Here is a 23,427-nt window from a genome sequence, read left to right on the forward strand (position 1 = left end):
AAACGCCAAGAGGCAAATGTTGTGACAATCTCCGTAAAAGTGCGCCAGGTCGTAGGTCCAGAAGACACTGCCAGGCGCGACACAAAAGCTCTACGCGAGGCGTTCCTCATCGAAGGGCTTTTTTCAAAAGGCGAGATCAATCTCACCTACAGCCATCTCGATCGGATGATCGTCGGCGGGATCGTTCCGCAAGGGCAAGATCTCGTGATCGATCAGGTGAAGGAAACCGGCACCGGCCAGTTCCTTGAACGCCGCGAGGCCGCTATTCTCAACATCGGCGGCACGGGCACGGTGATGGTCGGCGGCACCGATTATCCGCTCGGTTTTCAGGATGCGCTCTATGTTGGCATGGGGCAGGGCGGGCTGTCGTTTCACAGCGATGATCCTGCCAATCCTGCGGAGTTTTACCTGCTTAGCGCGCCTGCGCACCGTGTCTGCCCGACAGTGTTGATCACGCTTGACATGGCAAAGAAGGTACGCACAGGCTCGGCCGAAGAGGCCAACGCCCGCACAATCAATCAGTATGTGCATCCGGATGTCTGCGAAAGCTGCCAGCTCCTGGTCGGGCTCACCATATTCGAGCCCGGATCCGTTTGGAACACCATGCCGGCGCATGTGCATGACCGGCGCATGGAGGTCTATCTCTATTTCGGCATGGAAGAAGCGACCCGCATCTTCCATTTCATGGGAGAGCCGCATGAAACGCGGCATCTCGTGCTGAAAAGCCATGATGCGGTGCTGTCGCCGGGGTGGTCCATCCATTCCGGTGCCGGTACCGGACGATATTCCTTCATTTGGGCGATGGCCGGGGACAACATGAGCTTCAACGACATGGACAAGGTGCCGATGGAGAGTCTGAAATGAACCCATTTGATCTTTCCGGCCGATGTGCCATCGTCACCGGCGCCAATACGGGCATCGGCCAGGCGATCGCCGTCGGTCTTGCGGGCGCAGGCGCCGACATCATCGGCGTCGGACGCTCGCCGATGGAGGAGACCGCTGCGCTGGTCGAAGCCAGCGGCGGAGCATTTCATTCGCTTCGTGCGGATCTGTCCAAAATGGACGAGGCGCGCGCCGTCATTGATCGCGCCGCTGCCATTCGACAGCACCCGGATATTCTCGTCAACAATGCCGGGATTATACGCCGGGCCGATACGATCGACTTCACCGAGCAAGATTGGGATGACGTCATGGATACCAATCTAAAATCGGTGTTCCTTCTCTGCCAAACTTTTGCGAAAACGGCGATAGCGGAAAAGGCACCTGCCAAGATCATTAATATCGCCTCGCTCCTGTCCTTTCAGGGCGGCATTCGCGTAGCCTCCTATACGGCGGCAAAGAGCGGCCTTGCAGGCCTGACGCGGCTGATGGCAAACGAGTGGGCGGCGCATGGCATCAACGTCAATGCCATCGCCCCCGGCTATGTCGAGACCAACAACACCACGGCGCTGCGGGCGGATGCCGAACGCAATGCCGATATCCTCAAACGCATTCCGGCCGGGCGCTGGGCGCGGGCGGATGATATGTCTGGAGCCGCCGTCTTCCTCGCCTCCCGCGCGTCGGACTATGTACATGGCACCGTCCTTCCCGTAGATGGCGGATGGTTGGCACGATAATGGAGTAACCGATGTCTGATCACACCACATTGCCTGAGGGCCTAGTCTGGACGGAAACATCGCCCGGCAATCGCCGCGCCGTTCTTTCGCACCGCCCGGAAATAATGCTCGTTGCCTTCAGCTTCGACAAGGGCGCAATCGGCGCGCTCCATTCCCACCCGCATACGCAAGTCAGCTACGTGGCCAAGGGCGTTTTCGAGGTGACGGTCGATGGCGTTATGACCACGCTGCCCGCCGGAAGTAGCCTCATCGTCGCCCCCAATCTCGTCCACGGCGTCGTGGCGCTCGAAGAGGGGTTGCTGATCGATACGTTCACGCCAAGGCGAGATGATTTTCTGTAGTGTGAAAGGCATCACTCGTTTGGGTGAGTGCCGATCTCCATCTTGTTGGTAAAACTGGCCGACCGATTGATTGTTGATCGATCGTTATTTGCATCCGTACCAACACCACGATCGACAACGTTGGGTTCGAACGCGAGCGCCATGCGGACAGATATCTGAAGCCACTCCAGGAAATGGAGCGACTGTTCCCGCGCTATCCCGAGGCGCTCGCGCGATGGAGATCGTCAATCTGTGCCGAAGCGGTATCCGGAGGGACGCCGCCGGGCGAGCTGAAGATGATCCGCCACGAACTCGACCTCATCCATAAGATGAAGTACGCGCCGCATCTCCTGACATTCTTTAGCATTTGCAGCGCAACACCTAAACTCAGCGGAGGAGCCCATTGGCCTCTTATCCTGGAGCGTCAACGAGCAGATGCAAGCGAAGGCGTGGGATGTCGAGCGTTTTCTCGTCCTCGAGGTTCAGCGAACGTCGCGGAGGACGCGGCGCGCTCGCTTGCCAATTCTTCGCGGCAAGCCTCGCCGAAATCGAGTAGAAAATTCATCGTGCCCGAACGCGCGAGGTCCCGTATCTCGGACAGGGTGCGATTTGGTGTGAGGTAGGTTTCGACGATCCTTTCCATCGCTAGCTCCGCTGCATCCACCACCGGTCGGGACGAGATCAGGCGCATTTGTGCGACCAGTGCATAAAGCAGGACGAGATCGGAGACATCGTCCTTCTGGTGGCTTAGTGCGTCACCATAGAGCCTCGTGGCTTCGGCTATGAAATCCGAAAACAGCTTCTCACGCTTGGCGGCCTCCAGCTCGCGATGCTTTTCCCTCACCTGTGACCGATGCGTTATCCAGGCGGTGGCGAACGAGGCCAGGCCGCCGATCGCGACACCGACGAGGCCCATTATGGCAGAGATGTATGCGTCCATAAGAATTCTCCTGTCGGAACGAGCGCGACGTGCCCAGGAAGATGACGAGGCCGCCCGCCGCAGGCTCCGTATCCGACGGACTCGTCATCGGTTCTTCTACCCTTCTAGCGGAGGCCCCACCCAGACACCTTCCGGCACTGCGGGAATGCTGTTCACCAGTCCTTCGAGCATCCCCTGGAGGACGTTCTCGGCCAGCTCCTCCATCTTGTCGGCGGGCCCGACCAGGCGGTCCGCCAACAGCAAAGTCAGACCGTGCATCTGGGACCAGAAAACAAGGATTGCCCCATCAATCGTTCGGGTATTGGGCTCGGTGTCTGCAATTTCCCGGCCGAGAGCGCCGTCACAGATCGCGCTCACGATCAGGGCTTTCATGTCGTAAGCAGCAGTCCGTTCGATCACTGGACGGCTCTCGCCCTGTTCGGCAAGGTAGCCGCCGAACATTAACCTGTAGAGCGCCGGGTTGGTGACCCCGCCGAAGACATATGCGCGCGCCATGGCAGCAAGCCTTTGACGAGGGCTGTCGAGTTCGCTGGTCGCTTCGGCCATGCGCTTCGCCAGCAGCTCAAATCCAATTGCCGAGACGGCGGCCAGCAATTCGCGCTTGTCGGCGAAGTGCTTGTACGGAGCATTGTGACTGACGCCCGCCCGACGCGCGAGCTCCCGAAGCGAAAACTCCGTGCTCTGGGACTCGCTGAGAACGTCCAGTGCGGTCTCGACGATCACCCGGTGAAGGTCACCGTGGTGATAGGGCCGCTGTTCCTTGGTGGAAATGTCTTTGGTCATATCCGTCCATCTAGGTTTGTAAGTTGCCTGTGTCAACTTATTTCCCAAATGATGTTGACATTGACCACACTAACCAATAAGTGGGCGTTGTCAACATCATTTGCGCATCAAATTGGAGATTGCAAATGAGCCATGCCGGCGCGAACGCCAGCGGATGGGGCGAGCGCGTCGTGGGCGTCATGCTCTGCAGCAGCGGAATCTGGGGACTACGGGCAGCGCTTGCCGACCGGGCCGAAACTCATTCGCACGGCGAAGCAGCAGCCCATCTCCTCGTGTTCGGGCTCGGTACGATCGCGGCGATGGCGACATTTTCATGTCATTGGCTGGCTCGCAAGTCGGCTGGGTGCCCGAAGCGCCAGAGTGCAAAGCGGGCTCATGTCTTCGTTCTCGACGCTCGCCATTGTCGTCGGAAGAGTGTGGTTTTGCCAGGGCATTTGAGCGATCCATTCCTTGGTCGCAACGCTCCAGCACGGAGCAGCATCTACTTGGCAACAAACATTTCATTTCCGTGGACATGCAGCCCAGACTGCTGCACGGCATGCTCGTCGGATCGGCCGCGGGGCCGACAGCCCGCGCGGATGAGCCGACACCTGCGCTCGACCATCCCGGCGAGAAGGATCAGCGTTGAATTCGATGGAATCACATCGCCGCCCCGTGGCAAGCGACCGGCGAAGCAACCGCCGTGCGCCCCCGTCTTTTCCCGACAGCAAAAATATGACGGCCGCCGCATCGGCGTGAGGGCTAACGTGTTGGGCAGCGTCGAGGCCAGGCAAATGTTGTCCTCTCACGAGCTTTGATCAACCGCGGGTTGTGGGCGATGATTTCCTAGAAGTGACTCGGTTACATCCCTTTGCTCGCCTGGGGGTTGCTCCTGTCAACTTTTTTCGATTGAGCCATGTTGACATTGTCCACTCGCGGGCGTAAGTGGGCGTTGTCAACATGGGCATTGGCCCGCAGCAGCAGCAGATTGGCGACCGACGGACGTCGGCTCCAATCTGGCTGCAAACCGTACCGGAGCAAAAACATGCGGTCCTTTCGATTGCTAGGAATTGGTCTCGTCTGCGCAGTTCTTACTGCCTGCGAAGAGAAAGCCGAGGTGGCGCCGCCGCCGCAACAGGTCCGCACCGTTACGGCGGCGGCGGCCCGGTATCAACCGGGCGCGGAAATCACCGGTGAGGTCAAGGCGCGGGTCCAGACCGAACTCTCCTTTCGGGTCAGCGGCCGAGTTCTTGAGAGAAAGGTGGAGGTCGGATCACATGTCAGAGCCGGCGATGTTCTTGCGCGGCTCAACGACACGGAACAACAGGCGGATGTGAGCGTCGCGCGTGCTGCTTTGGAGTCCGCTCAGGCCGTCGTTGCAGAGAGGAAGCTGGCCTTTGACCGGGCGAGGTCACTCCTTCAGTCGGAGGCTGTTCCGAGGGCGATGTTCGACGATGCGCAAAAGGAACTCTTGAGCGCGCAGGCTTCCTTAGAGGCCGCCGAGGCCGCGCTGGCGATGGCAGAGGACGCGCTGTCCTACACTGAGTTGAAGGCGACCGCGGACGGAATCATCACGGCCCGCGGTATTGAAGCAGGGCAGGTGGTCTCAGCGGCCCAGTCTTCCTTCACGCTCGCACACGATGGTCCGAGAGATGCGGTGTTCGATGTCTTCGAGGCGTTCTTTCTGGATGGCCAGCCGCTCAACGAGGTCGATGTCGCACCGGTCTCCGACCCCTCGCTCGACATCCACGCCAGGATACGCGAGGTCTCTCCCGTCATCGACACGAAGGCCGGCACGATCCGGATCAAGGTGGCGCTCCAGGGGGGCGCGCCATGGCCCCTTGGAACGCCTGTAGTGGGCAAGCTTCGGGCCGCGCCGCGTGACGGGATCGTGCTTCCCTACACCGCGATTGCATCAGCCGAGGGCGAAGCCGCCGTGTGGCTCGTTAACACCCAAAACCAATCTGTTTCGCTCCGCAAGATTTCTGTCGGCCGATACCGCCAGAGCGACTTTGTCGTCACCGGCGGCGTCGCCGAACACGACCTGATCGTCACCGAAGGCGGAAAATTCCTCAAGGAAGGCCAGGCAGTCGCCTGGGAAGGCAAGTGAGATGACCCTCAATCGCATATACACCTCGCTCCCACTTCTTCTGTCCGTGGCGCTACTTGCAGGCTGCGATCAGAACTCAGTCGCAGGAGAGCAGACGGCTCCCCGTCCTGTCAAAGTCGTCACGGCTGCGGCCGAACAGGACAAAGTGGCAAGCTCCCCCGGCGTGGTGCGGGCCCGCATCGAGACCGACCTGGCGTTCCGGACGCTCGGGCGAATGGTGTCCCGTAAAGTCAATGTTGGCGACCTGGTGCACAAGGGCGATGTCCTAGCGGAAATCGATCCTCTCACTTTGCTGCTCGCGGTCAGGAGCGCGGAAGCCGAACTGCGCAACGCCCAGGCGGAGTTGGAGAACGCCGCGACGAACGAAGCGCGCAAGCGAAGGCTCGTCCTGAGCAAAGCGGTGAGCATTGCCGATCACGATCTTGCCGAACAGCAGCTCAAATCGGCTACCGCGAACGCTGCAAAAGCGACGGCCAGCCTCGCTAAGGCGCACGAGCAGCTAGGCTACTCCGAGCTGAAGGCTGAGTTCGATGGTGTCGTGACCGCCACGTCCACAGAAATGGGCCAGACCGTCTCGGCCGGACAGCCGATCTTGAAACTGGCGCGCCTCGAACAGCGCGACGTGGTGGTCGACGTGCCGGAAGCGCAGTTCAGCAACATTCGCGTGGACGACCGCTTCAGCGTCGCCCTTCAGCTCGACAGCAGGATTCAGTCCATCGGCGTCGTCCGCGAGATATCACCTCAAGCGGATACCAATACCCGCACCTATCGGCTGAAGATCGCGATCGATCAGTCGCCGGACATCTTTCGCCTGGGTGCTGTGGTCACCGCGACGCCGCTTGCCGAAGAAAAGAAGCGGACGATTGCGCTACCCCTCTCAGCCATCCGCCATGAAGGCGGTGCCAGCCAGGTCTGGGTGTTGGATCGCTCCACTGCCCAAGTGGCCCTGAGGGCGGTTGAGCTCGATGGCCCCGCATCCGATGCCCGTTCCGTCCTGGTTCAATCGGGGCTGCGGGAAGGGGAAGAGATCGTCATCGCCGGAGTCGATGAACTTACTGATGGACAGAAAGTGAAACTCGGACAGGAGCCACGCCCGTGAATAAATTCAACCTTTCGGACTGGGCGCTCGAGCACCGTTCCCTCGTCTGGTATTTCATGATCATGTTCGCGGTAGCGGGCGCCTTTGCCTATTTTGGACTCGGTCGCGAGGAGGATCCGTCGTTCACGATCAAGACGATGGTCATCCAGGCGCAGTGGCCGGGCGCTTCGGCTGCCGAGGTGACCCAGCAGGTTACAGACCGCATCGAAAAGAAGCTGCAGGAACTCGACAACCTCGAACATACCCGCAGCATCACGACCGCGGGTCAGACGACCGTTTTCGTCGACTTAGTGCCGGAAACGAACGCGCAGGAGGTAAAGCCCACCTGGTCGCGCGTCCGCAATCTGATCGATGACATCAAACACCAATTCCCTCAAGGCGTGGTCGGACCCTTCTTCGACGACCAATTCGGTGACGTCTACGGCAATATCTTTGCCTTCACGGCTGACAGCGGACTTAGCCAGAGGGAACTGCGCGATTTCGCGGAGAATGCCCGTACGCAGATCCTAAAGATCCACGACGTTGGCAAGGTCGACATCGTCGGTGCGCAGGATGAGGTGATCTACCTCGAATTCTCCACCCGAAAGATCGCCGCCCTCGGCATCGACCGCGCCGCGATCATTGCCACACTGCAGGCGCAGAATGCCGTCACCCAGTCCGGCTTTGTGGAAACCGGACCGGAGCGGGTCGCCTTGCGGGTCGGCGGACGGTTCATTTCCGAAGACACCCTGCGCGGTATCAATCTTCGGGTAAACGACCGCTTCTTCCCGCTGACTGACGTCGCCACGATCACCCGCGGCTACGTCGATCCGCCGATGTCACTCTTCCGCTTCAACGGGAAGCCAGCCATTGGGCTCGCTATCGGTATGAAGACGGGCGGTAATCTGCTTGCCTTCGGGGAAACGCTTGAAAAGACGATGACCAAAATCGTAGCGGAGCTTCCGGTCGGCATCTCGGTGGAACAGGTATCTGACCAGCCGAAAGTGGTCGAAGAGGCGGTTGGGGGCTTCACGAAGGCCCTGTTCGAAGCGGTCGCAATCGTGCTCGCGATCAGTTTCATCAGCCTAGGGGTGAGGGCAGGCCTGGTGGTGGCGATTGCGATCCCGCTCGTTCTTGCAATCACTTTCATGGTGATGCTCTACACAGGCATTTCGCTGCAGCGCATCTCATTGGGAGCTCTGATCATCGCGCTCGGCCTCCTTGTCGACGATGCCATGATCGCAGTCGAAATGATGGTGGCGCGACTGGAAATGGGTGACAGTCTCACGAAGGCCGCCACCTACGTCTACACATCCACGGCCTTCCCAATGCTGACCGGCACGCTGGTCACTGTCGCGGGCTTCATCCCCGTCGCTTTCAACAAGAGCAACGCGGGAGAGTTCACCTTCAGCCTTTTTGTCGTCATCGCGGTTTCACTCGTCGTTTCGTGGGTGGTCGCAGTTGTGTTCACGCCCCTCATTGGCGTGACCATTCTACCGAAGACGATGAAGAAGCATGCCGAGCACAAGGGTCGGTTTGCCAAGGTGTTTTCCAGCCTCCTGCAGTTCTGCCTGCGCTGGCGCTGGATGACGATCGTCGCGACGGTCCTTCTTTTTGCTGGATCGATCGTCGGCCTGTCTATGGTGCAGCAGCAGTTTTTCCCGAGTTCCGACCGTCCGGAACTGATCGTCGACTGGAACCTGCCGCAGAACAGTTCGATCGCTGAAACCAGCCGCCAGATGGCCCAGTTCGAACATGACATGTTGGCCGATAACCCTGGCATCGAGCATTGGTCGACATATGTTGGCAGGGGTGCGCCACGCTTCCTTCTTTCCTTCGACGTGCAGCCCGCTGACGTTTCCTTCGGCCAGACGATCATCGTCACCAAAGGACTCGACGTCAGGGACAAGCTGAAGCGGGAGATGGAAGCCTACCTTCAGAAGACTTTTCCGGGAACGGACGCCTACGTGAAGCTTCTGGACATTGGTCCCCCGGTTGGAAAGCCGATCCAGTACCGTGTATCCGGCGAAGATCTGCAGACGGTGCGCAACCTTGCACAGAAGCTGGGGTCGATAGTCGGCAACGATCCCTCCCTCAGGAACCTTGCCTTCAATTGGAACGAGCCTGCCCGTGTCGTGAAGATTGACGTGCTGCAGGACAAGGCCAGACAACTGGGAGTCTCGTCACAGGACATCGCGATGGCGCTCAACACCGTCGTACAGGGAAATGCCGTGACGCAGATCAGGGACAACATCTATCTGGTCAATGTCATCGGCCGTGCCGCAGAAAAGGAGCGTGGCTCGATCGACACGTTGCTTGACCTGCAACTGCAGAGCAGCAGTGGTCAATCCGTTCCGCTGTCATCGGTGGCAACCTTCCACTACGAGCTGGAACAACCGACGATCTGGCGGCGCGACAGAGTTCCGACCATCACGGTCAAGGCCGGGATTGGCGATGCGACGCAGCCGGCGACCGTTGTGAAGGCGCTTGCCGACAAGGTTTCGGCCTTCGAAAAGACGCTGCCGGCCGGGTATTCGGTCGAGGTGGGCGGCGCAGTCGAGGAGAGCATCAAGTCGCAAGGCCCGATCGCGACGGTGGCGCCCGCCATGTTCGTCATCATGGCCACGCTCCTGATGATCCAGCTTCAGAGCTTCCACAGGCTGTTCCTGGTCTTCTCGGTAGCCCCATTGGCGCTGATCGGCGTCGTCGTGGCGCTGCTCGCCAGCAATTCGCCCCTCGGCTTCGTCGCGCTCCTGGGTGTCCTTGCGCTGGTCGGAATCCTCATACGCAACTCCGTGATCCTGATCGTCCAGATCGAGGAGCTGCGTGCCGAGGGGATGTCCGCGTGGAAGGCGGTGGTGGAGGCGACCGAACACCGCATGCGGCCGATCATGCTCACCGCTGCAGCCGCGACGCTCGCCCTGATCCCGATCTCGCACGAGATCTTCTGGGGGCCCATGGCCTACGCTATGATGGGCGGGATCGTTGTCGGTACGGCGCTGACGCTTCTCTTCCTGCCGGCGCTCTACGTCGCCTGGTTCCGGATTCCTCGTGAAGTCGAGCAGAACTGAGATGACAACATTCCTCTTCTTCCCTGGGCGAATTGCCCAGGGTCTCACCGGGCATGGATTCGCCAAGGCGATTGCTGGCCGCGTGGGCCGAGCAGTTCCCGTCCTTCTGGCCTTATCGCTCGTTACATCGGGCTGCGCCAGCCGGGTGCAGGATGTCCTCCAACCTCTCGCCGTGGCCCCGAGGGATACGAGCAGGGTCACCATGCTCGTTGCCACGACACGAAAGCCTTCGGAGGTCCCCGGCAAACTCTATTCGGGCGACCGCGGAACGGCGATCTCGCTGAACAGTGTCGACGTATCCATCCCGCCCGATCGGAACCGCAAGATCGGAGAGGTCCAGTGGCCGTCTCGCATGCCGCCCAATCCGCAAAAGGAGTTTGCGGTTACTCAAATCGCCAAGGTGCAATCCGAGGGCCAGGCGCTCGAATGGTACCGGAAGAATCGAAACAAAAAGCATCAGGTCGTCATTTTCGTACACGGCTTCAACAACACCTATGCGGACGCGGTCTTCCGCTTCGCGCAGATCGTCCATGACTCGGGAACCGACGCCGCACCGATCCTCTTCACCTGGCCGTCAAGGGGACGTACCTTTGACTATCTCTACGACAAGGAGAGTGCCAACTATTCGCGCCGTGCCCTGGAGGATCTGATCCTTCAGGCTGCGAAAAGTCCAGACGTCTCCGATGTGACGATCCTCGCCCATTCCATGGGCGGCTGGCTTGCGGCCGAGGCGTTGCGCGGGGTGGCCATGCGCGAGAAATCAATCCCAACGAAGGTAAAGAACGTTGTCCTCGCATCGCCGGACATCGACATCGACGTGTTCCGTCGCCAGTTTACCGAGATGGGGCCGAAGCGGCCGCACTTTGTGATCCTGACGTCGACACGCGACAAAGCTCTGGAGGTTTCCGGCTGGCTATCGGGCGGTGTCAATCGCCTGGGCGGAACCGATCTCAGACCCTATGCACCTCTTTTCGACGAGCTCGGCGTTTCCGTCATCGACACGAGTACCATCGCGACGAACGATGCCCTTGGCCACAATGCCTTCGCCGACAGCCCCGACATCGTGCGCCTGTTGGGGCGGCGGCTGGCCGGGCAGACCCTGGATAGCGGAAAACCAAACGCCGCAGACCAAATCGGTGTGACTGCGGCAAACTTCGCAGGTTCGGCTGCGCGCCTTGCGGTGGCGGCACCAGTCGCTGTCATCAGCCCGGAGGCGCGAGAGATCCTGAAGAAGGAACTCTCCTCCGACGGTGCGACTATCAAGGATGGGCAGATTGCGTATTGAACCTTCGCCGCCGACGGCAAGGAATTCGTTAGGATCGAAAGATGGAAATCGCCAAGACTGTAAGACTCCCGCCGGGGCCTGAATACTTGTCGCGGATTGTAGCAGCCGGCACGGCCGCGTGCCGGCTTTACGGGCCGTCGAAGACAAACGTCGCGGACATCGCGCGGCTTCTTGGGAAGTCCCCGGCCAGCGTATACAAACTCTTCCCCTCCAAGGCTGCGATATGGGATGCCATCGCCGGAAATTTCCTGGAGACCACCCTGCGCGTCCCCGCGCTTGCCATTGGTGAACGGGGCGACGCGGCGAGCTGCCTCAAGGAAGCCGCTCTCGGTCAACATCGGTTGATGTCAGAGGCACGCGATGGCGATTGCAATATGTTCAGCCTTGTTGTTCTCGCCGCAGAAGGAAGTTGGCCATCGTTCACGCAATACCTCAAGGAACTCCAGGCCGACGTAAGAAAGTTGATCCGCGCCGGGGTCACACGCGGAGAATTCGCGCCAGGTAATGTCGACGTAGCCGCATCGTGCTTTTGCGCCTCGGTCATCTCCCTGTGGGATCCACGGTTAATTGGAGCGCCTTCGAGCGCACACTGTATATCGGCGCATGCCCTCGTTTCGTTTGCAGTGGCGGGACTTCGCAGTCACCCTGGCGTGTCGGCATGCGCGCGCCACTAAAGAGGGGTTGCACGACGAGACTTCGTGCAACTTCGCCGACAGGAACTTCCCGATTGGAGCGTCTGCGGAGACGAGCGTGGCAGCGGACAGTACGAACCCGTGACCGTATAGGACGAGGATTCGCCTCCCTTTTCCGGGTGTACGCGACTACGCCTCCGTGATTTTCAGGTATCCCTGTTGAACGAGCTGGATCGTTCGGCCATTGTATCCGTGTCAATCTTCACGTTCGAAGGAAGGTCGGCATTGCCCAGCGGCGGACTGGCCCAATACGCGACGACTTAAGAGCGGCCAACCGTATCCCATCCCAATTTCACCGTGATCAGTAACACTGATGCTGTTCGATCAGCACGAGGCTTCGAAACGGCCAACAATTTCTCGACGTGGGCACCATCACAAGCCCACGACGTGATGTCAGTGGCACTCCTGCCATCATCAACTTATGGCGCCTGACGCCTAACGCAAACATCACCGTTTCTCGGCGGATCGCCAGGCCGCGAAATCAAGACGGCTCTGCTCATCCGTCGGCGGGTAAAGGCCAATGATGGAGTGTCCCTTCTGCACCTGCGCTAACACGAAATCCTCAAACACCGTCATTTCCGTCGCCTCGTCGGCAATCTCGTCGGCGATTCCGGCGGGGATGACGACAACGCCTTCTCCGTCACCGACGATGATATCGCCCGGCCAGACAGCGACATCGCCGCAGCCGATGGGGCCATTGATATCAAGCGCCTGATGCAGGGTCAGGTTCGTGGGAGCAGACGGGCGGTTGTGATACGAGGCGAAGGGCAGCTCGGCGATCTCGTGGGAATCCCGGAAGCCGCCGTCGGTGACCACGCCCTCCACCCCGCGCACCATCAATCGGCTGACCAGAATGGAGCCGGCGGAGGCAGCCCGTGCATCCTTGCGGCTATCCATGACAAGGACCGCGCCGGCTGGGCATTCCTCGACCGCCTTGCGTTGGGGATGTTCGCGGTCGCGGAAGACCGAAAGCGGGTTCAGGTCTTCCCGGGCCGGAATATAACGCAGAGTAAAAGCTTCGCCGACCATGGTGCGATTGGTGGCGCCGAGTGGCCGGACATCCTGAATGAACTGGTTACGCAGGCCACGTTTGAACAGCGCGGTGCACAGAGTGGCGGTGCTGACCTGGCGCAGCTTTTCACGGGTCGCGGTTGAGAGGGGATGTGTCATGTCGATGTTCCTGAGAGATTTTGGCTGAGGAGATGTCGAGTATGGGCTACCAGCGGGGCACGCGTCGCTCGTAGGCCGGGTCAAATTGCTGCATATACAGCGTGTCGTTACGGTCGTTCATGCCGGCCGATTCATAGAGCGCGGCCAGTTCCTTGAGCTTTGCTTGATCGATCGACACGCCGAGGCCGGGTTTGTCGCAGACTGCAAGCGCGCCGTCCTCAAACTGGAACAATCCTCCTTCGATGATATCGGTGTTGGTCCAGGGATAATGCGTATCACAAGCGTAATGCAGGTTTGGCGTTGCCGCTGCCAGGTGGGTCATTGCGGCCAGCGTGATCCCGAGGTGGGAATTTGAATGCATAGAGACCTGCAGGCCAAATACCGCGCAGAGTTTTGCCAGATGGGTGGAAGCCCGAAGGCCACCCCAGTAGTGATGATCCGACAGAATGATTTTCACGGCATCCTTGCGGACGGCTTCCGCGATCTGGCCGAATTCGAGCACGATCATGTTGGTCGCCAGCGGTATTCCGCATTCATGGGCAACCTGCGCCATCGCCTCCATACCCAACACGGGGTCTTCTAGATATTCGATGACGCCATCCAGCTTTTTGGCGATGTAAAGCGCGGTCTTCACTGTCCAGCCGCCATTGGGGTCGATGCGTAGGGGATGGTGCGGAAATGCTTCCCGCAGTTTCAGCATCGTCTCGATCTCGACATCCGGTGCAAGCACGCCGCCCTTTAGTTTCAGGGACTGGAATCCGTACTGTTCGACAAAACGCCGGGCCTGCCCGACCATGGCGTCCGGTGTCATTACCTCGCCCCACTCGTCCGGCTTCTGGCCGATATGGCCTGCGAACTTGAAGAAGAGATAGGCGCTGAAGGGAACGCGGCCCCGGACGGCGCCGCCCAGAAGATCTGAGACCGGACGTCCGAGCGTCTTTGCCTGAATGTCCATGCATGGAATTTCAAAGGCGCTGAAGACGACATCGGTGACCTTGTGATCGGCGACCGCCGTCTTGGCATTGATGCCACCGCCGTTCGGCAGCGCCCTCAATACGCGGGCCTTCAGGTCGTGCAGGTGAAACGGATCGAGACCAATCAGGCTGCTGGCGGCCTCACGCAGGCCAGTAAGAGCCTTGATGCTTCCATAGCTCTCGCCCAGCCCGACAGTCCCGTCGTCGCATGTCATCTCGATGATAGTGCGCAGCGCGTAAGGTTGGTGCACCCCCTTGCAGTTCAGCAGGGGCTTGTCCGGAATGGCGACCGGGGTCAGGCGGATATCGGCAACTTTCATGAATTCGTCCAGAACCGTTAATATTCCTCTTTCTTACACTTGCATCTTACAAATGCAATGTGATATCTCAGATTAATAACGGAGATATCAGATGAGCATGGATTTTGAAGAGTCGCTGGATACGGTCCTGACGCCGGTCTCGTCGCAAGGAGACGGTAATCTCGTTACCCAGGTTCATCAGGCTCTCCGCACCGCAATCGTTCAGGTGAGGCTTCGCCCAGGGAGCGCGCTCTCCGAAAAGGAAATCGCCCGTTGTCTCAAGGTGAGCAAGACGCCGATCCGCGAGGCTTTGATCCGTCTGGTCGAGGAGAGGCTGGTGACGGTAGTTCCAAAGAGCGGCACCCGGGTGGCCCCGATTGATATCGAGCGGTTCCGCGAGGGCTGCTTTGCAAGGCTCCATATCGAGGTAGCAGCCGTGGCACAGGCGGCCACGCTACGCAAAGACGAGCACATTATCCAGATGAAGGCCAATCTCTCGCGTCAGCGCGACGCGTTGAACCGCGAGGCCTACTGGGACTTTTTTCTTTGCGACGAGCAGTTTCATGGGCTCATTCTGAAGGCTGCCGGTTTGAAGGGTCTCATCCCTATCATGGAGGTAGCAAAGGTGGAGGTGGATCGCATCCGCAGCCTGAAGAACCGGCTTGGCATTCGCCGCACCGAAACCGTCATTCGCCAGCATGAGGAGATTGTCGATGCCATAGCGGCCCGCGATCCCGGGCGGGCGGCGGATGCCATCCGCAATCACCTCGGAGAGGTTGACACCCGTATCTGGGAACTGGGCGAGGATCACGCGCTCTGGAGTTTCATCGAATCCGTCAGCCGCCGTCCGCAAAAGACATCCCTCGGCTTCACCGCCTGAGCCGTTCTCTCCCTAAACACTGTTGTATTTGAAAGGCTGAACTTATGTTCAAAGAAAAAACCGCGATCATCGCCGGAGGTGCGCGTGACATCGGCCGCGCTTGCGCGGAAACGCTGGCGGCTGGCGGCGCCAATGTCGTGGTGGTTTATAAATCCAGTAAAGTGTCTGCGGACGAGGTTGTCGCGACGATAGCGAAGGCCGGTGGGTCGGCCATGGCTATTGCCGCCGACCTCACGAAAGAGGACGAGGTCGCCGCTGTGATTGATCAGACCACGGCACGGTTTGGACAGAAAATCGATATCCTCCTGCACGTGACCGGCGGTATTGTTGCACGTAAAACCGTTGCGGAAATGGATACGTCTTTTTGGCTTTCCGTGCTGGACCTCAATCTGACGTCTTTGTTCCTGATGACGAAAGCCGTTTTGCCGCATATGCCGGACGGCGGGGCCATCGTCACGCTGGCGTCCCAAGCCGGCCGCGATGGCGGCGGTCCGGGCGCTCTTGCCTATGCCACCGCCAAGGGTGGCGTCATGAGCTTTACGCGCGGCCTTGCCAAGGAAGTCGGCCCCGGCATCCGCGTCAACGCGCTCTGCCCCGGAATGATTGACACGACTTTTCACGACAGCTTCACCAAGCCGGAGGTTCGAACCCGGGTTGCCGGTGCAAGCGCACTCAAGCGCGAGGGGAGGCCGCAGGAGGTGGCGGAGTTCGCTGCATGGCTGGCGTCCGATGCGGCGAGCTACGTCACCGGTGGGTGCTTCGATATCAACGGCGGCGTGCTTTTCTCGTAGGCGGATAGCCGTACGGGACAACAGGGCTTCTTTTTGAACAGACGATTGATCGGGAGGATCACTCCAATGCACTTCAGACATGCTTTTCTATCCGCAAGCGTTGCGGCCTTCGTTGCCGTGCTTCCTATTTCCGGCATGGCGGAAACACCCAAAGACCAGCTCGTGATCGGTCTTTCCATGACCAACCTGCTGACGCTGGATCCTGCCGAAGCGGTGGAAACCGAATCCTTCGACGTCCTCAACAACCTCTATGACCGCCTGATCGAAATGGATGCGAAAACCCCGAGCACACTGGTGCCGGGCCTTGCGGAAAAATGGGCTGTCGCGGAAGATGGCACCATCACCTTCACGCTTCGCGACGGCGCGGCATTCCAGTCGGGAAATCCGGTTACTTCGGCGGATGTCGTCTGGTCCCTGAAGCGCGTTATGACGCTTAATCGCGGCCCAGCCTCGTTCCTGCGGGAACTGGGCTATTCAAAGGAAAATCTTGAAACGCTTTTGACCGCGCCTGATGCGCACACGGTCGTCCTCAAGCCGTCCGAGGCGATCAACCCTGAGATCATTCTTTACACGCTGGCGCGAACCGTCGGCAACATCGTCGACAGCAAGACCGCGATGGAGCATCAGGAAGGCGAGGATCTTGGCAAAGCCTGGCTCACCAACACCTCGGCCGGGTCTGGCCCATTCGTGCTCAGGCGCTGGAGCGCCAACGATGCGGTGATCCTGGATCGCAACGAGGCCTACTGGCGCGGTGTGCCGCCGATGCGCCGGATCGTGATCCGGCATATGCCGGAATCTCAAAGCCAGCGATTGCAGATCGAGAACGGCGATATCGACGTCGCACGTTCGCTGTCGGCCTCCGACATCAAGGCTATGGGCAAGAACGATGCGATTGCGATCCAGAAAGTGGCGAGCGGCGGCTTCTATTATCTTGCGGTCAGCACAGCCGATCCGATCTTTGCAAAGCCGGAAGTGCGCCAGATTCTCACCTCGCTGATTGATTATGACGGTATCGGTACGGCGGTGGTTGGAGACTACGGTGTAAAAAGACAGGTCCCGGTACCTGTGGACTATGCTGGCGCGATCCCCGATCCGGGCTACTTAGTCAATGTGGCCAAGGCAAAAGAACAGCTGGCCAAGGCTGGCTATCCCGACGGTTTTGAAACCAGCATGCTCGTGCTTTCGGACTCGCCGTTCGTGGAGATCGCAACCGCCATTCAAGGTACGCTGGCGCAGGCTGGTATTAAAGCCGAAATCACGCAAGGCAATGGTACGCAGGTCTATGGAAAGATGCGTGACCGCAAATTCTCGATGATCGTCGGGCGCAGCGGTGGCCAGATGCCGAACGTGCTCGGTGCCATCCAGGCCTACACCAGTAATTTCGACAACGGCCCGAAAAGCACACAGACCGCGAGCCTTGCTTGGCGTACGTCTTGGGATATCCCCGAATTGACGAGGCTCACCTCTGAGGCCCGGTCCGAAATGAACGCGGAAAAGCGCATTGCCCTTTACAAGGAGCTACAGGAGAAGTTCCTGTCCTCGTCTCCTCCCTTGTTTGCCATCGCCGCCGCCACACAGCCAAGCGCTATCCGCGCTAATGTCGATGGGCTCGTCGATCAGCAATCGCGATCGCCACAGTGGTATTACGTCAGCAAAACCGGGAAGTGATAGAATGCCAGGGAAGGCTTGAAATGTCTGAAAAATTGCTTTCTGCAAAACATGAAATGGGTCAGCGCCTCCGGGCGTTGACCGGCGGTGCTATCGGACCGTTCGTCAGCGTGCTCGTCGCGTTCATTGGTCTTCTCGTCATCATCTTCTTCATCGGGCGCGTCTTGCCAATCGATCCGGTTCTGTCCATCGTTGGGGATCAGGCGGACGCATCTACCTATGAGCAGGTTGCGCGCGAAATGGGGCTCGACAAGCCAATACTCCAGCAATTCATAATCTATGTCTCGGATGCTTTGCAAGGCAACTTCGGCCGGGCGCGTCTCACCGGCAATCTGGTCTGGTCGGATATTCGCGCAGTATTTCCAGCGACCATCGAGCTTGCCACCTGTGCCATCGTCATCGGTGCTCTGGTCGGCATTCCGTTTGGTGTCATTGCTGCGGTCAATCGCGGCAAGACGCTCGATCATGTTTTGCGTATCGTCATGCTGATGGGGCATTCCGCTCCTATCTTCTGGCTCGGGCTGATGGGTCTGTTGGTGTTTTACGCGGCCCTGCATTGGGTTGGCGGATCCGGGCAGCTCAGTCTTTACAACATGGATATTGTGCCGAGGGTCACTGGCTTCATCACCATTGATGCACTCCTGTCCGGCGATACCGATGTCTTTTGGGATGCGATCAATCATCTGGTGCTGCCGGCCGGTATTCTCGGCTATAGTTCGACGGCCTTCATCGGGCGAATGACCCGTAGCTTCATGCTGGACCAACTGACGCAGGAATATATCACGGCAGCGCGGGTGAAGGGCCTGTCACGACGGCAAGTTATCTGGGGACACGCCTTTCGCAATATCCGTGTTCAGCTTCTGACAGTGTTGGCGCTCGCCTATGGTGGATTGCTGGAAGGGACGGTGCTGGTCGAATCCGTGTTTTCGTGGCCGGGCCTTGGCCAGTATTTCACCAACGCGCTCCTGATCGGCGATATGAACGCCGTCATGGCCGCAACCCTGTTGATGGGCTCCATCTTTCTCGGGCTGAACCTTCTCAGCGACATCCTCTACCGGGTCCTCGACCCAAGGACGCGATAATGCACCACATGATCAAAACCGCTCCGCGCGCCGTCACAGCCGAGCCGTTCGAAAACCAGCGTGCGCAGTTGATGGCGTTCTGGCGACTCTATCGCACCGATCTGACCGGTGTGCTTGGCATTACCATCATTGGGCTTCTGCTTGTCGTTGCGATTTTCGCCCCAGCGCTGGCGCCTTACGATCCCTTCGTGCAATCGTTGACGACCGCGCTTCAGCCGCCAAGCTGGGCGCATCCTGCAGGAACCGACGAACTGGGACGCGATATTCTGAGCCGGCTTTTATATGGCGCTCGAACCACGTTGCTGATCGTCATATCCGTGTCGCTGCTCGTTGCCCCCGTCGGTCTTTTGATTGGCGTCTGCTCTGGTTATTTCGGCGGATGGGTGGACAAAATTCTGATGCGTATCGTCGATATCTTCCTGTCGCTTCCCTCGCTCGTGCTGGCTCTGGCTTTCGTCGCAGCCCTTGGCGCGGGAACCGAAAACGCGGTTCTGGCGATTGCATTTACCTCGTGGCCGGCGATCGCCAGGCTTGCGCGGGCCGAAACGCTGAGCATCCGGGCGAACGACTACATCTCGGCGGCCCGGCTTTACGGGGCGACACCGTCAAGGATCATCCTGCGCCATATCGTGCCCTTATGCATGCCGTCGATCATCGTGCGCATCACGCTCAGCATGGCAGGCGTCATTCTAACAGCAGCCGGCCTCGGATTCCTCGGTCTCGGCGCCCAACCGCCCAGCGCCGAATGGGGTACAATGATCTCGACGGGCCGCAAGGTCATGATCGATCACTGGTGGGTAGCGGCCTTTCCGGGGTTTGCCATCCTGATCACCAGCCTTTCCTTCAACCTTGTGGGTGACGCACTGCGAGATGCCCTCGACCCAAGGAAATCCTGACATGAATGACATATCAGCCGCATTACCCCTGCTGCGGGTGCGCAACCTCAATGTCCGCTTCGGCGCGTCGCCGGATGCCGTGCGCGCATTGCGCAACGTCTCCTTCGATCTTGGCAGGGAAAAGCTCGGCGTCGTTGGCGAATCCGGCTCGGGAAAATCGACGCTGGGGCGCGCTCTGCTGAAGCTGTTGCCTCCGAGCGCCAATGTTTCCGCCGGGACGATGCAGTTTTCAAATCTCGATCTTTCCGCAGCGTCGGAGAAGCAGATGCTGAACGTGCGTGGCCGCCAGATCGGCATGATCATGCAGGACCCGAAATATGCGCTAGATCCGACAATGAAAGTCGGCGATCAGATCGGCGAGGCGGTGACACTGCACTTGGGGAAGCGGGGCAGGGCGCGCCGCCGACATGTGCTGGACATGCTCGACACAGTTCAGATCCGCAATCCCGAACGGGTCTACGATCTCTACGCGCATCAGATATCCGGCGGGATGGGGCAGCGGGTGATGATCGCCATGACCCTCGTGGCTGAACCGAAAATCATTATTGCCGACGAGCCGACGTCGGCGCTTGACGTAACAGTGCGGCGCAAACTCCTGGTTCTTCTCGACGGACTCGTGTCTGCGCGTGGCATCGGATTGATCTTCATAACGCATGACCTGGATCTGGCAGAGAGTTTTTGCGACCGTCTGCTGATTATGTATGCAGGACAAATCGTCGAAGAACTGGGTTCAGCCGACCTCAAGAATGCCCAGCATCCCTATACGCGCGGGCTTCTGGCAAGCCTGCCGAGGCTCGACCGCCCGGTCGACCGCCTCTCCGTTCTTGTCCGTGACGCGGCTTGGAGCAAGGATATTTCGCAGAGGACAGGACCATGATTGAAATCAGCAACCTTCATCTGGTTTTCGGTAACGGCCGAAGCCGGGTTCAACCGCTCGACGGCGTTTCCCTGTCGGTCGCCAGAGGCGAAACCTTTGGGATCGTCGGAGAAAGCGGCTGCGGCAAATCCAGCTTGCTGCGTTGTGTCAGCGGCCTTGAAGCCGGCTGGACGGGTGCGATCAGCATTGGAGGGACACCGGTGCCGCGTATTCGCAAAGGCGCCGATTGTCGGATCGTGCAGATGGTCTTCCAGGATCCCTACGGCACTCTGCATCCGCGTCACACCATCGAAACCGCACTTTCCGAACCACTGCGAGCTCAGGGCATGGACAGATCGGCGGGCCGGATCGAGGAGGCGCTGGTGAGCGTCGGTCTCAGCCCCTCTTTTGCTTCCCGTTACCCGCATCAGATTTCCGGCGGTCAACGTCAGCGCGTCGCGATTGCCCGTGCCCTGATCCTGAAGCCCGACGTGATTTTGCTTGACGAGCCGACTTCGGCGCTTGACGTCTCTGTCCAAGCCGAGATCCTCAATCTTCTCGCTGACCTCAAGGACGACCGGGGTTTAACTTTCATTCTCGTCAGTCACGACCTCTCCGTCATCGCGCATATGTGCGACCGGCTCGCCGTCATGAATAACGGCCGGATTCTAGAGGAATTGCGCCCTGAAAACCTACGCACAGGAGAGGTCTCGAATACCTATTCACGTGAGCTTATCGAGAGCAGCCGAGCTTACGCAGGATGATTGCCCGTCCCGGGGTTCAAGAGAGCAATCGCGATTACAAAAGTGTATCAGTTTACCTGACAGTTGACAGCCGAGGTCGGCAAAGGTGTTCTTTGGCGCGGCTCCGCGCGAGTATAGAGCCTGCATCGAAGCAAGCTTCAAATACAAAGGAACATCGTCTATAAATCCAGGATTCAGCTCCTTGGAGAAGGCTGGCTGGGGAAGTATCTGGAGGCTCATAAGATTGAAAAACTCGATAAATGCGCCGTTGTTCGTTGCCTCGGCGATTGAGCAATGGAAGGCGAAGTCGAGTTGATCTAAGGCGGCTTCGTCGTCAAGCGAAGCCTCGAACTGACGTGTGATCGCCCGGTGCTCCGCTCCGATGTGGTGACCGGGAGAAAATTCTCCAAATGAGTACGATTGGTGGGATGGTTGTCTCGACAATGTTACGATTCCGATGCGGTCGTCCGTTTTAAGATGCGGACGTCCCCCTGTCTGGACCTACCATCGTTAAAGAAGGCCGCCGAGCGCTCAGATCGTTGGAGTTCGGCGGCACAGTACATCCATCTACGCAGTGCGAAGTCGGCACATTTCATATTCATATCCCCGTCTCTCGGCAGATGACGACACGCCAGCCGTCAGGGTCTGAATATGTAAAGCTACGACCAGCCCAATAGGGATTTTCTGGTTCAACCGGGGAATGACCCCTCCGCTGGGCGCGTCCTATCGTCATGACTACAATAGCCATGGCTGGCGGCATGCTACCGGCCGCCCTCAGCCTTGTATCGGGCGACTCAAGCTTTCGCCAACCCATGGGCATCGTCGTGATTGGAGCTGCTGATCATACCGGTGGTGTTCACATTTTTCGATGACATGCTGATTTGGCTCAAAGCCAGGTTCCGACAGGGTGAGGTTCAACATGCCAAATGACGGCTGGCGTAGGCGTCGATCTGCGACAACGGTATCGATACGTCATAAGAAGGGGCTCGAGATCGCAACGCGCCAGCGGATGACCGCCGGCGCCGTCTCCTGAAATGTCGCCATCCTAAGCGAGGGGCGCTCGGTGGAACGTTTCCGTTCACTCAGCAGCTGACGTGTGAGGCAGCAACGTTTCTCAAACGATACGGACGCGGCGCGTCACGCTTGATGAGCTCAGAGCCTATGATTAGGGATGATGAAGGTCCCATCGAGGTTGTCGATGTTCTGGCAGTTTAAGACCGGGCACGTCTTGTCATCGCGAGTCGGAATGTTCTTCCACTCCGCATATTGATTGCCGTCGCAGTAGCCACTGTTGCGAACGAATCGGTCATATAGGGGAAGGCCACGAGGCGACGTCCACCGGAAGATCACGGCACCCTGATTGTGGACAGCCGCCCGTGCTCTCTCGCAGCTCATAGACAGCGGGTTAAGGCGCGAGATGGCGAGTGAAGGTGAGGCGGCGGAGGCCGCGATTACAATAGCAAGTGCAAGCTTTTTCATGGCGCTATCCTTGAACGTTGGTTATAGTAACCCTTCCGCGGTTCATCTGGTTCCCGCAGTTCTCTGCCATTTGTGAAGTATCCCACGTCGAGCAACTGGCGCCAATTTCCGTCGCGAGCCGTCTAACCGAAATGAGACCCTCGAAGTTCGGCTTCGTGCCTGGCGCATTCTACGCGGCGCTAGCCTGCGGGGTGTTGGCGCAATGCTGTCGGTTCGCGCAATAGAGCCCCCTTCGAACTGTGTCAGGCCGCTGGTCCGGTCCATGTCAGACGGATGGGTCGTGCGGAAATTGCCATGCTCGTCACTGTAGTCCCGGACAAGTTTGCGCAGCTTGCCACGCCTTTCTCACGCCATGTCATTGGCAATCATCCAGTAGTAACCGTAGAGGTCGGGTATTTCACCATCCTCGAACGAAATTGTGGCGCAGCTCACGGAAATGTTCCGTTTGGCAGCCGGTCGCGTTATTTGATCTGAGCTATCAGCGGTGGCGCAGATTGCGGCGCCTGATTTCGCAATGCTCTCTCGCATGCCGGGGAGATTGTAGTTGGGGTTCGATCTGGCGAGCGAAAAGCTCCACGACCGCTTCCCATTGGGCCTGTGGTCGTCCCCCTTAACGTCATTTTCGCGAAGGGTATCGAGGCCGCGTATGTTCACCCGCACTCGACAGCCTGAAAGGATGAGTGCGACAGCCCGGTTGCGATGTCGGTGGCTGTCT

At 59.1% G+C, this 23,427-nt stretch carries 22 protein-coding genes and 3 pseudogenes; 18 read left to right on the forward strand and 7 right to left on the reverse strand.

Annotation, left to right across the window (positions count from 1 at the left end; genetic code table 11):
- Positions 1-21: 21 nt before the first annotated feature.
- From kduI to ACP7E0_RS25720, 4 genes and pseudogenes are all read left to right on the forward strand, one after another.
- Positions 22-864, forward strand: a complete 843-nt coding sequence (kduI, locus tag ACP7E0_RS25705; protein ID WP_426129052.1) for a 5-dehydro-4-deoxy-D-glucuronate isomerase — start codon at positions 22-24, stop codon at positions 862-864.
- Complete coding sequence (kduD, locus tag ACP7E0_RS25710) at positions 861-1,616, forward strand: 2-dehydro-3-deoxy-D-gluconate 5-dehydrogenase KduD (RefSeq protein ID WP_426129054.1); 756 nt, start codon at positions 861-863, stop codon at positions 1,614-1,616. The genes kduI and kduD overlap by 4 nt, the downstream gene beginning before the upstream one ends.
- Before the next feature lie 11 nt (positions 1,617-1,627).
- Complete coding sequence (locus tag ACP7E0_RS25715; protein WP_426129056.1) at positions 1,628-1,957, forward strand: cupin domain-containing protein; 330 nt, start codon at positions 1,628-1,630, stop codon at positions 1,955-1,957.
- 80 nt (positions 1,958-2,037) lie between these two features.
- Positions 2,038-2,304 (forward strand): annotated as a pseudogene (locus ACP7E0_RS25720) (PHP domain-containing protein); the annotation flags it as partial.
- 56 nt (positions 2,305-2,360) lie between these two features.
- Here the strand turns inward: ACP7E0_RS25720 and ACP7E0_RS25725 are convergent.
- Positions 2,361-2,876: a hypothetical protein gene (locus ACP7E0_RS25725; RefSeq protein ID WP_426129058.1), complete on the reverse strand. Its 516-nt coding sequence runs from the start codon at positions 2,874-2,876 to the stop codon at positions 2,361-2,363.
- Between the two features lie 96 nt (positions 2,877-2,972).
- Positions 2,973-3,659 (reverse strand): TetR/AcrR family transcriptional regulator, encoded by a 687-nt coding sequence (locus tag ACP7E0_RS25730; protein ID WP_426129060.1) that lies wholly within the window; start codon positions 3,657-3,659, stop codon positions 2,973-2,975.
- A 1,024-nt stretch (positions 3,660-4,683) separates the two neighbouring features.
- Here ACP7E0_RS25730 and ACP7E0_RS25735 point away from each other — a divergent pair.
- From ACP7E0_RS25735 to ACP7E0_RS25755, 5 genes are read left to right on the forward strand one after another with little or no spacing between them, the layout of a single operon-like run.
- Positions 4,684-5,748, forward strand: a complete 1,065-nt coding sequence (locus ACP7E0_RS25735; RefSeq protein ID WP_426129123.1) for an efflux RND transporter periplasmic adaptor subunit — start codon at positions 4,684-4,686, stop codon at positions 5,746-5,748.
- Between the two features lies 1 nt (position 5,749).
- A complete protein-coding gene (locus tag ACP7E0_RS25740; RefSeq protein ID WP_426129062.1) occupies positions 5,750-6,847 on the forward strand; it encodes an efflux RND transporter periplasmic adaptor subunit in 1,098 nt (365 codons plus the stop codon).
- Positions 6,844-9,897, forward strand: coding sequence for an efflux RND transporter permease subunit (locus ACP7E0_RS25745; protein WP_426129064.1), 3,054 nt, complete (start codon positions 6,844-6,846; stop codon positions 9,895-9,897). The genes ACP7E0_RS25740 and ACP7E0_RS25745 overlap by 4 nt, the downstream gene beginning before the upstream one ends.
- A 1-nt stretch (position 9,898) precedes the next feature.
- Positions 9,899-11,182 (forward strand): alpha/beta hydrolase, encoded by a 1,284-nt coding sequence (locus ACP7E0_RS25750; RefSeq protein ID WP_426129066.1) that lies wholly within the window; start codon positions 9,899-9,901, stop codon positions 11,180-11,182.
- A 41-nt stretch (positions 11,183-11,223) separates the two neighbouring features.
- Complete coding sequence (locus ACP7E0_RS25755) at positions 11,224-11,856, forward strand: TetR/AcrR family transcriptional regulator (protein ID WP_426129067.1); 633 nt, start codon at positions 11,224-11,226, stop codon at positions 11,854-11,856.
- 465 nt (positions 11,857-12,321) lie between these two features.
- On the opposite strand, the gene ACP7E0_RS25760 is transcribed toward ACP7E0_RS25755, so the two are convergent.
- Complete coding sequence (locus ACP7E0_RS25760) at positions 12,322-13,044, reverse strand: ribonuclease activity regulator RraA (protein WP_426129069.1); 723 nt, start codon at positions 13,042-13,044, stop codon at positions 12,322-12,324.
- Positions 13,045-13,090: 46 nt separating this feature from the next.
- Positions 13,091-14,338, reverse strand: coding sequence for a glucarate dehydratase family protein (locus ACP7E0_RS25765; protein WP_426129071.1), 1,248 nt, complete (start codon positions 14,336-14,338; stop codon positions 13,091-13,093).
- A gap of 91 nt (positions 14,339-14,429) precedes the next feature.
- Between ACP7E0_RS25765 and ACP7E0_RS25770 the strand changes: the two genes are divergently transcribed.
- From ACP7E0_RS25770 to ACP7E0_RS25800, 7 genes are all read left to right on the forward strand, one after another.
- Positions 14,430-15,197, forward strand: coding sequence for a GntR family transcriptional regulator (locus ACP7E0_RS25770; protein ID WP_426129073.1), 768 nt, complete (start codon positions 14,430-14,432; stop codon positions 15,195-15,197).
- A 44-nt stretch (positions 15,198-15,241) separates the two neighbouring features.
- Complete coding sequence (locus ACP7E0_RS25775; RefSeq protein WP_426129075.1) at positions 15,242-15,988, forward strand: SDR family NAD(P)-dependent oxidoreductase; 747 nt, start codon at positions 15,242-15,244, stop codon at positions 15,986-15,988.
- A gap of 66 nt (positions 15,989-16,054) precedes the next feature.
- A complete protein-coding gene (locus tag ACP7E0_RS25780) occupies positions 16,055-17,656 on the forward strand; it encodes an ABC transporter substrate-binding protein (RefSeq protein ID WP_426129077.1) in 1,602 nt (533 codons plus the stop codon).
- A 56-nt stretch (positions 17,657-17,712) separates the two neighbouring features.
- Positions 17,713-18,738 (forward strand): ABC transporter permease, encoded by a 1,026-nt coding sequence (locus ACP7E0_RS25785; protein ID WP_426129125.1) that lies wholly within the window; start codon positions 17,713-17,715, stop codon positions 18,736-18,738.
- A gap of 71 nt (positions 18,739-18,809) precedes the next feature.
- Complete coding sequence (locus tag ACP7E0_RS25790) at positions 18,810-19,634, forward strand: ABC transporter permease (RefSeq protein ID WP_426129127.1); 825 nt, start codon at positions 18,810-18,812, stop codon at positions 19,632-19,634.
- A 1-nt stretch (position 19,635) separates the two neighbouring features.
- The gene (locus ACP7E0_RS25795; RefSeq protein WP_426129079.1) at positions 19,636-20,511 is read left to right on the forward strand and encodes an ABC transporter ATP-binding protein; all 876 of its coding nucleotides are present in this window, start codon (positions 19,636-19,638) and stop codon (positions 20,509-20,511) included.
- Positions 20,508-21,254, forward strand: coding sequence for an ABC transporter ATP-binding protein (locus ACP7E0_RS25800; protein ID WP_426129081.1), 747 nt, complete (start codon positions 20,508-20,510; stop codon positions 21,252-21,254). The genes ACP7E0_RS25795 and ACP7E0_RS25800 overlap by 4 nt, the downstream gene beginning before the upstream one ends.
- Before the next feature lie 135 nt (positions 21,255-21,389).
- Here ACP7E0_RS25800 and ACP7E0_RS25805 read toward each other — a convergent pair.
- Positions 21,390-21,590 (reverse strand): annotated as a pseudogene (locus ACP7E0_RS25805) (FadR/GntR family transcriptional regulator); the annotation flags it as partial.
- 241 nt (positions 21,591-21,831) lie between these two features.
- On the reverse strand, positions 21,832-22,053 hold the full coding sequence (locus tag ACP7E0_RS25810; RefSeq protein ID WP_426129129.1) for a VOC family protein: 222 nt from the start codon (positions 22,051-22,053) through the stop codon (positions 21,832-21,834).
- On the opposite strand from ACP7E0_RS25810, the pseudogene ACP7E0_RS25815 reads away from it, so the two are divergent.
- Positions 21,950-22,163 (forward strand): annotated as a pseudogene (locus ACP7E0_RS25815) (efflux RND transporter permease subunit); the annotation flags it as partial. The gene ACP7E0_RS25810 and the pseudogene ACP7E0_RS25815 overlap by 104 nt on opposite strands.
- Positions 22,164-22,385: 222 nt before the next feature.
- Here the strand turns inward: ACP7E0_RS25815 and ACP7E0_RS25820 are convergent.
- Entirely contained in the window at positions 22,386-22,712 is a 327-nt protein-coding gene (locus ACP7E0_RS25820) for a hypothetical protein (protein WP_426129083.1), read from the reverse strand.
- A gap of 294 nt (positions 22,713-23,006) precedes the next feature.
- On the opposite strand from ACP7E0_RS25820, the gene ACP7E0_RS25825 reads away from it, so the two are divergent.
- A complete protein-coding gene (locus ACP7E0_RS25825) occupies positions 23,007-23,186 on the forward strand; it encodes a hypothetical protein (RefSeq protein WP_426129085.1) in 180 nt (59 codons plus the stop codon).
- Positions 23,187-23,427 lie beyond the last annotated feature (241 nt).

This window comes from Pararhizobium sp. PWRC1-1 (assembly GCF_049897905.1).
Classification (GTDB): Bacteria; Pseudomonadota; Alphaproteobacteria; order Rhizobiales; family Rhizobiaceae; genus Pararhizobium.

What these genes read in the sequence shown, in the direction of transcription:
- ACP7E0_RS25790 (WP_426129127.1), top strand. Translation starts at nt 18,810, where the DNA reads ATGGCGTTCTGGCGACTCTATCGCACCGATCTGACCGGTGTGCTTGGC.
- ACP7E0_RS25780 (WP_426129077.1), top strand. Translation starts at nt 16,055, where the DNA reads ATGCACTTCAGACATGCTTTTCTATCCGCAAGCGTTGCGGCCTTCGTT.
- kduD (WP_426129054.1), top strand. Translation starts at nt 861, where the DNA reads ATGAACCCATTTGATCTTTCCGGCCGATGTGCCATCGTCACCGGCGCC.
- ACP7E0_RS25800 (WP_426129081.1), top strand. Translation starts at nt 20,508, where the DNA reads ATGATTGAAATCAGCAACCTTCATCTGGTTTTCGGTAACGGCCGAAGC.
- ACP7E0_RS25715 (WP_426129056.1), top strand. Translation starts at nt 1,628, where the DNA reads ATGTCTGATCACACCACATTGCCTGAGGGCCTAGTCTGGACGGAAACA.
- ACP7E0_RS25825 (WP_426129085.1), top strand. Translation starts at nt 23,007, where the DNA reads ATGCTCGTCACTGTAGTCCCGGACAAGTTTGCGCAGCTTGCCACGCCT.
- ACP7E0_RS25730 (WP_426129060.1), bottom strand. Translation starts at nt 3,659, where the DNA reads ATGACCAAAGACATTTCCACCAAGGAACAGCGGCCCTATCACCACGGT.
- ACP7E0_RS25785 (WP_426129125.1), top strand. Translation starts at nt 17,713, where the DNA reads ATGGGTCAGCGCCTCCGGGCGTTGACCGGCGGTGCTATCGGACCGTTC.
- ACP7E0_RS25765 (WP_426129071.1), bottom strand. Translation starts at nt 14,338, where the DNA reads ATGAAAGTTGCCGATATCCGCCTGACCCCGGTCGCCATTCCGGACAAG.
- ACP7E0_RS25775 (WP_426129075.1), top strand. Translation starts at nt 15,242, where the DNA reads ATGTTCAAAGAAAAAACCGCGATCATCGCCGGAGGTGCGCGTGACATC.
- ACP7E0_RS25770 (WP_426129073.1), top strand. Translation starts at nt 14,430, where the DNA reads ATGAGCATGGATTTTGAAGAGTCGCTGGATACGGTCCTGACGCCGGTC.
- ACP7E0_RS25795 (WP_426129079.1), top strand. Translation starts at nt 19,636, where the DNA reads ATGAATGACATATCAGCCGCATTACCCCTGCTGCGGGTGCGCAACCTC.
- ACP7E0_RS25725 (WP_426129058.1), bottom strand. Translation starts at nt 2,876, where the DNA reads ATGGACGCATACATCTCTGCCATAATGGGCCTCGTCGGTGTCGCGATC.
- ACP7E0_RS25820 (WP_426129083.1), bottom strand. Translation starts at nt 22,712, where the DNA reads ATGAAAAAGCTTGCACTTGCTATTGTAATCGCGGCCTCCGCCGCCTCA.
- ACP7E0_RS25750 (WP_426129066.1), top strand. Translation starts at nt 9,899, where the DNA reads ATGACAACATTCCTCTTCTTCCCTGGGCGAATTGCCCAGGGTCTCACC.
- ACP7E0_RS25755 (WP_426129067.1), top strand. Translation starts at nt 11,224, where the DNA reads ATGGAAATCGCCAAGACTGTAAGACTCCCGCCGGGGCCTGAATACTTG.
- ACP7E0_RS25740 (WP_426129062.1), top strand. Translation starts at nt 5,750, where the DNA reads ATGACCCTCAATCGCATATACACCTCGCTCCCACTTCTTCTGTCCGTG.
- ACP7E0_RS25810 (WP_426129129.1), bottom strand. Translation starts at nt 22,053, where the DNA reads ATGCCCATGGGTTGGCGAAAGCTTGAGTCGCCCGATACAAGGCTGAGG.
- ACP7E0_RS25735 (WP_426129123.1), top strand. Translation starts at nt 4,684, where the DNA reads ATGCGGTCCTTTCGATTGCTAGGAATTGGTCTCGTCTGCGCAGTTCTT.
- ACP7E0_RS25760 (WP_426129069.1), bottom strand. Translation starts at nt 13,044, where the DNA reads ATGACACATCCCCTCTCAACCGCGACCCGTGAAAAGCTGCGCCAGGTC.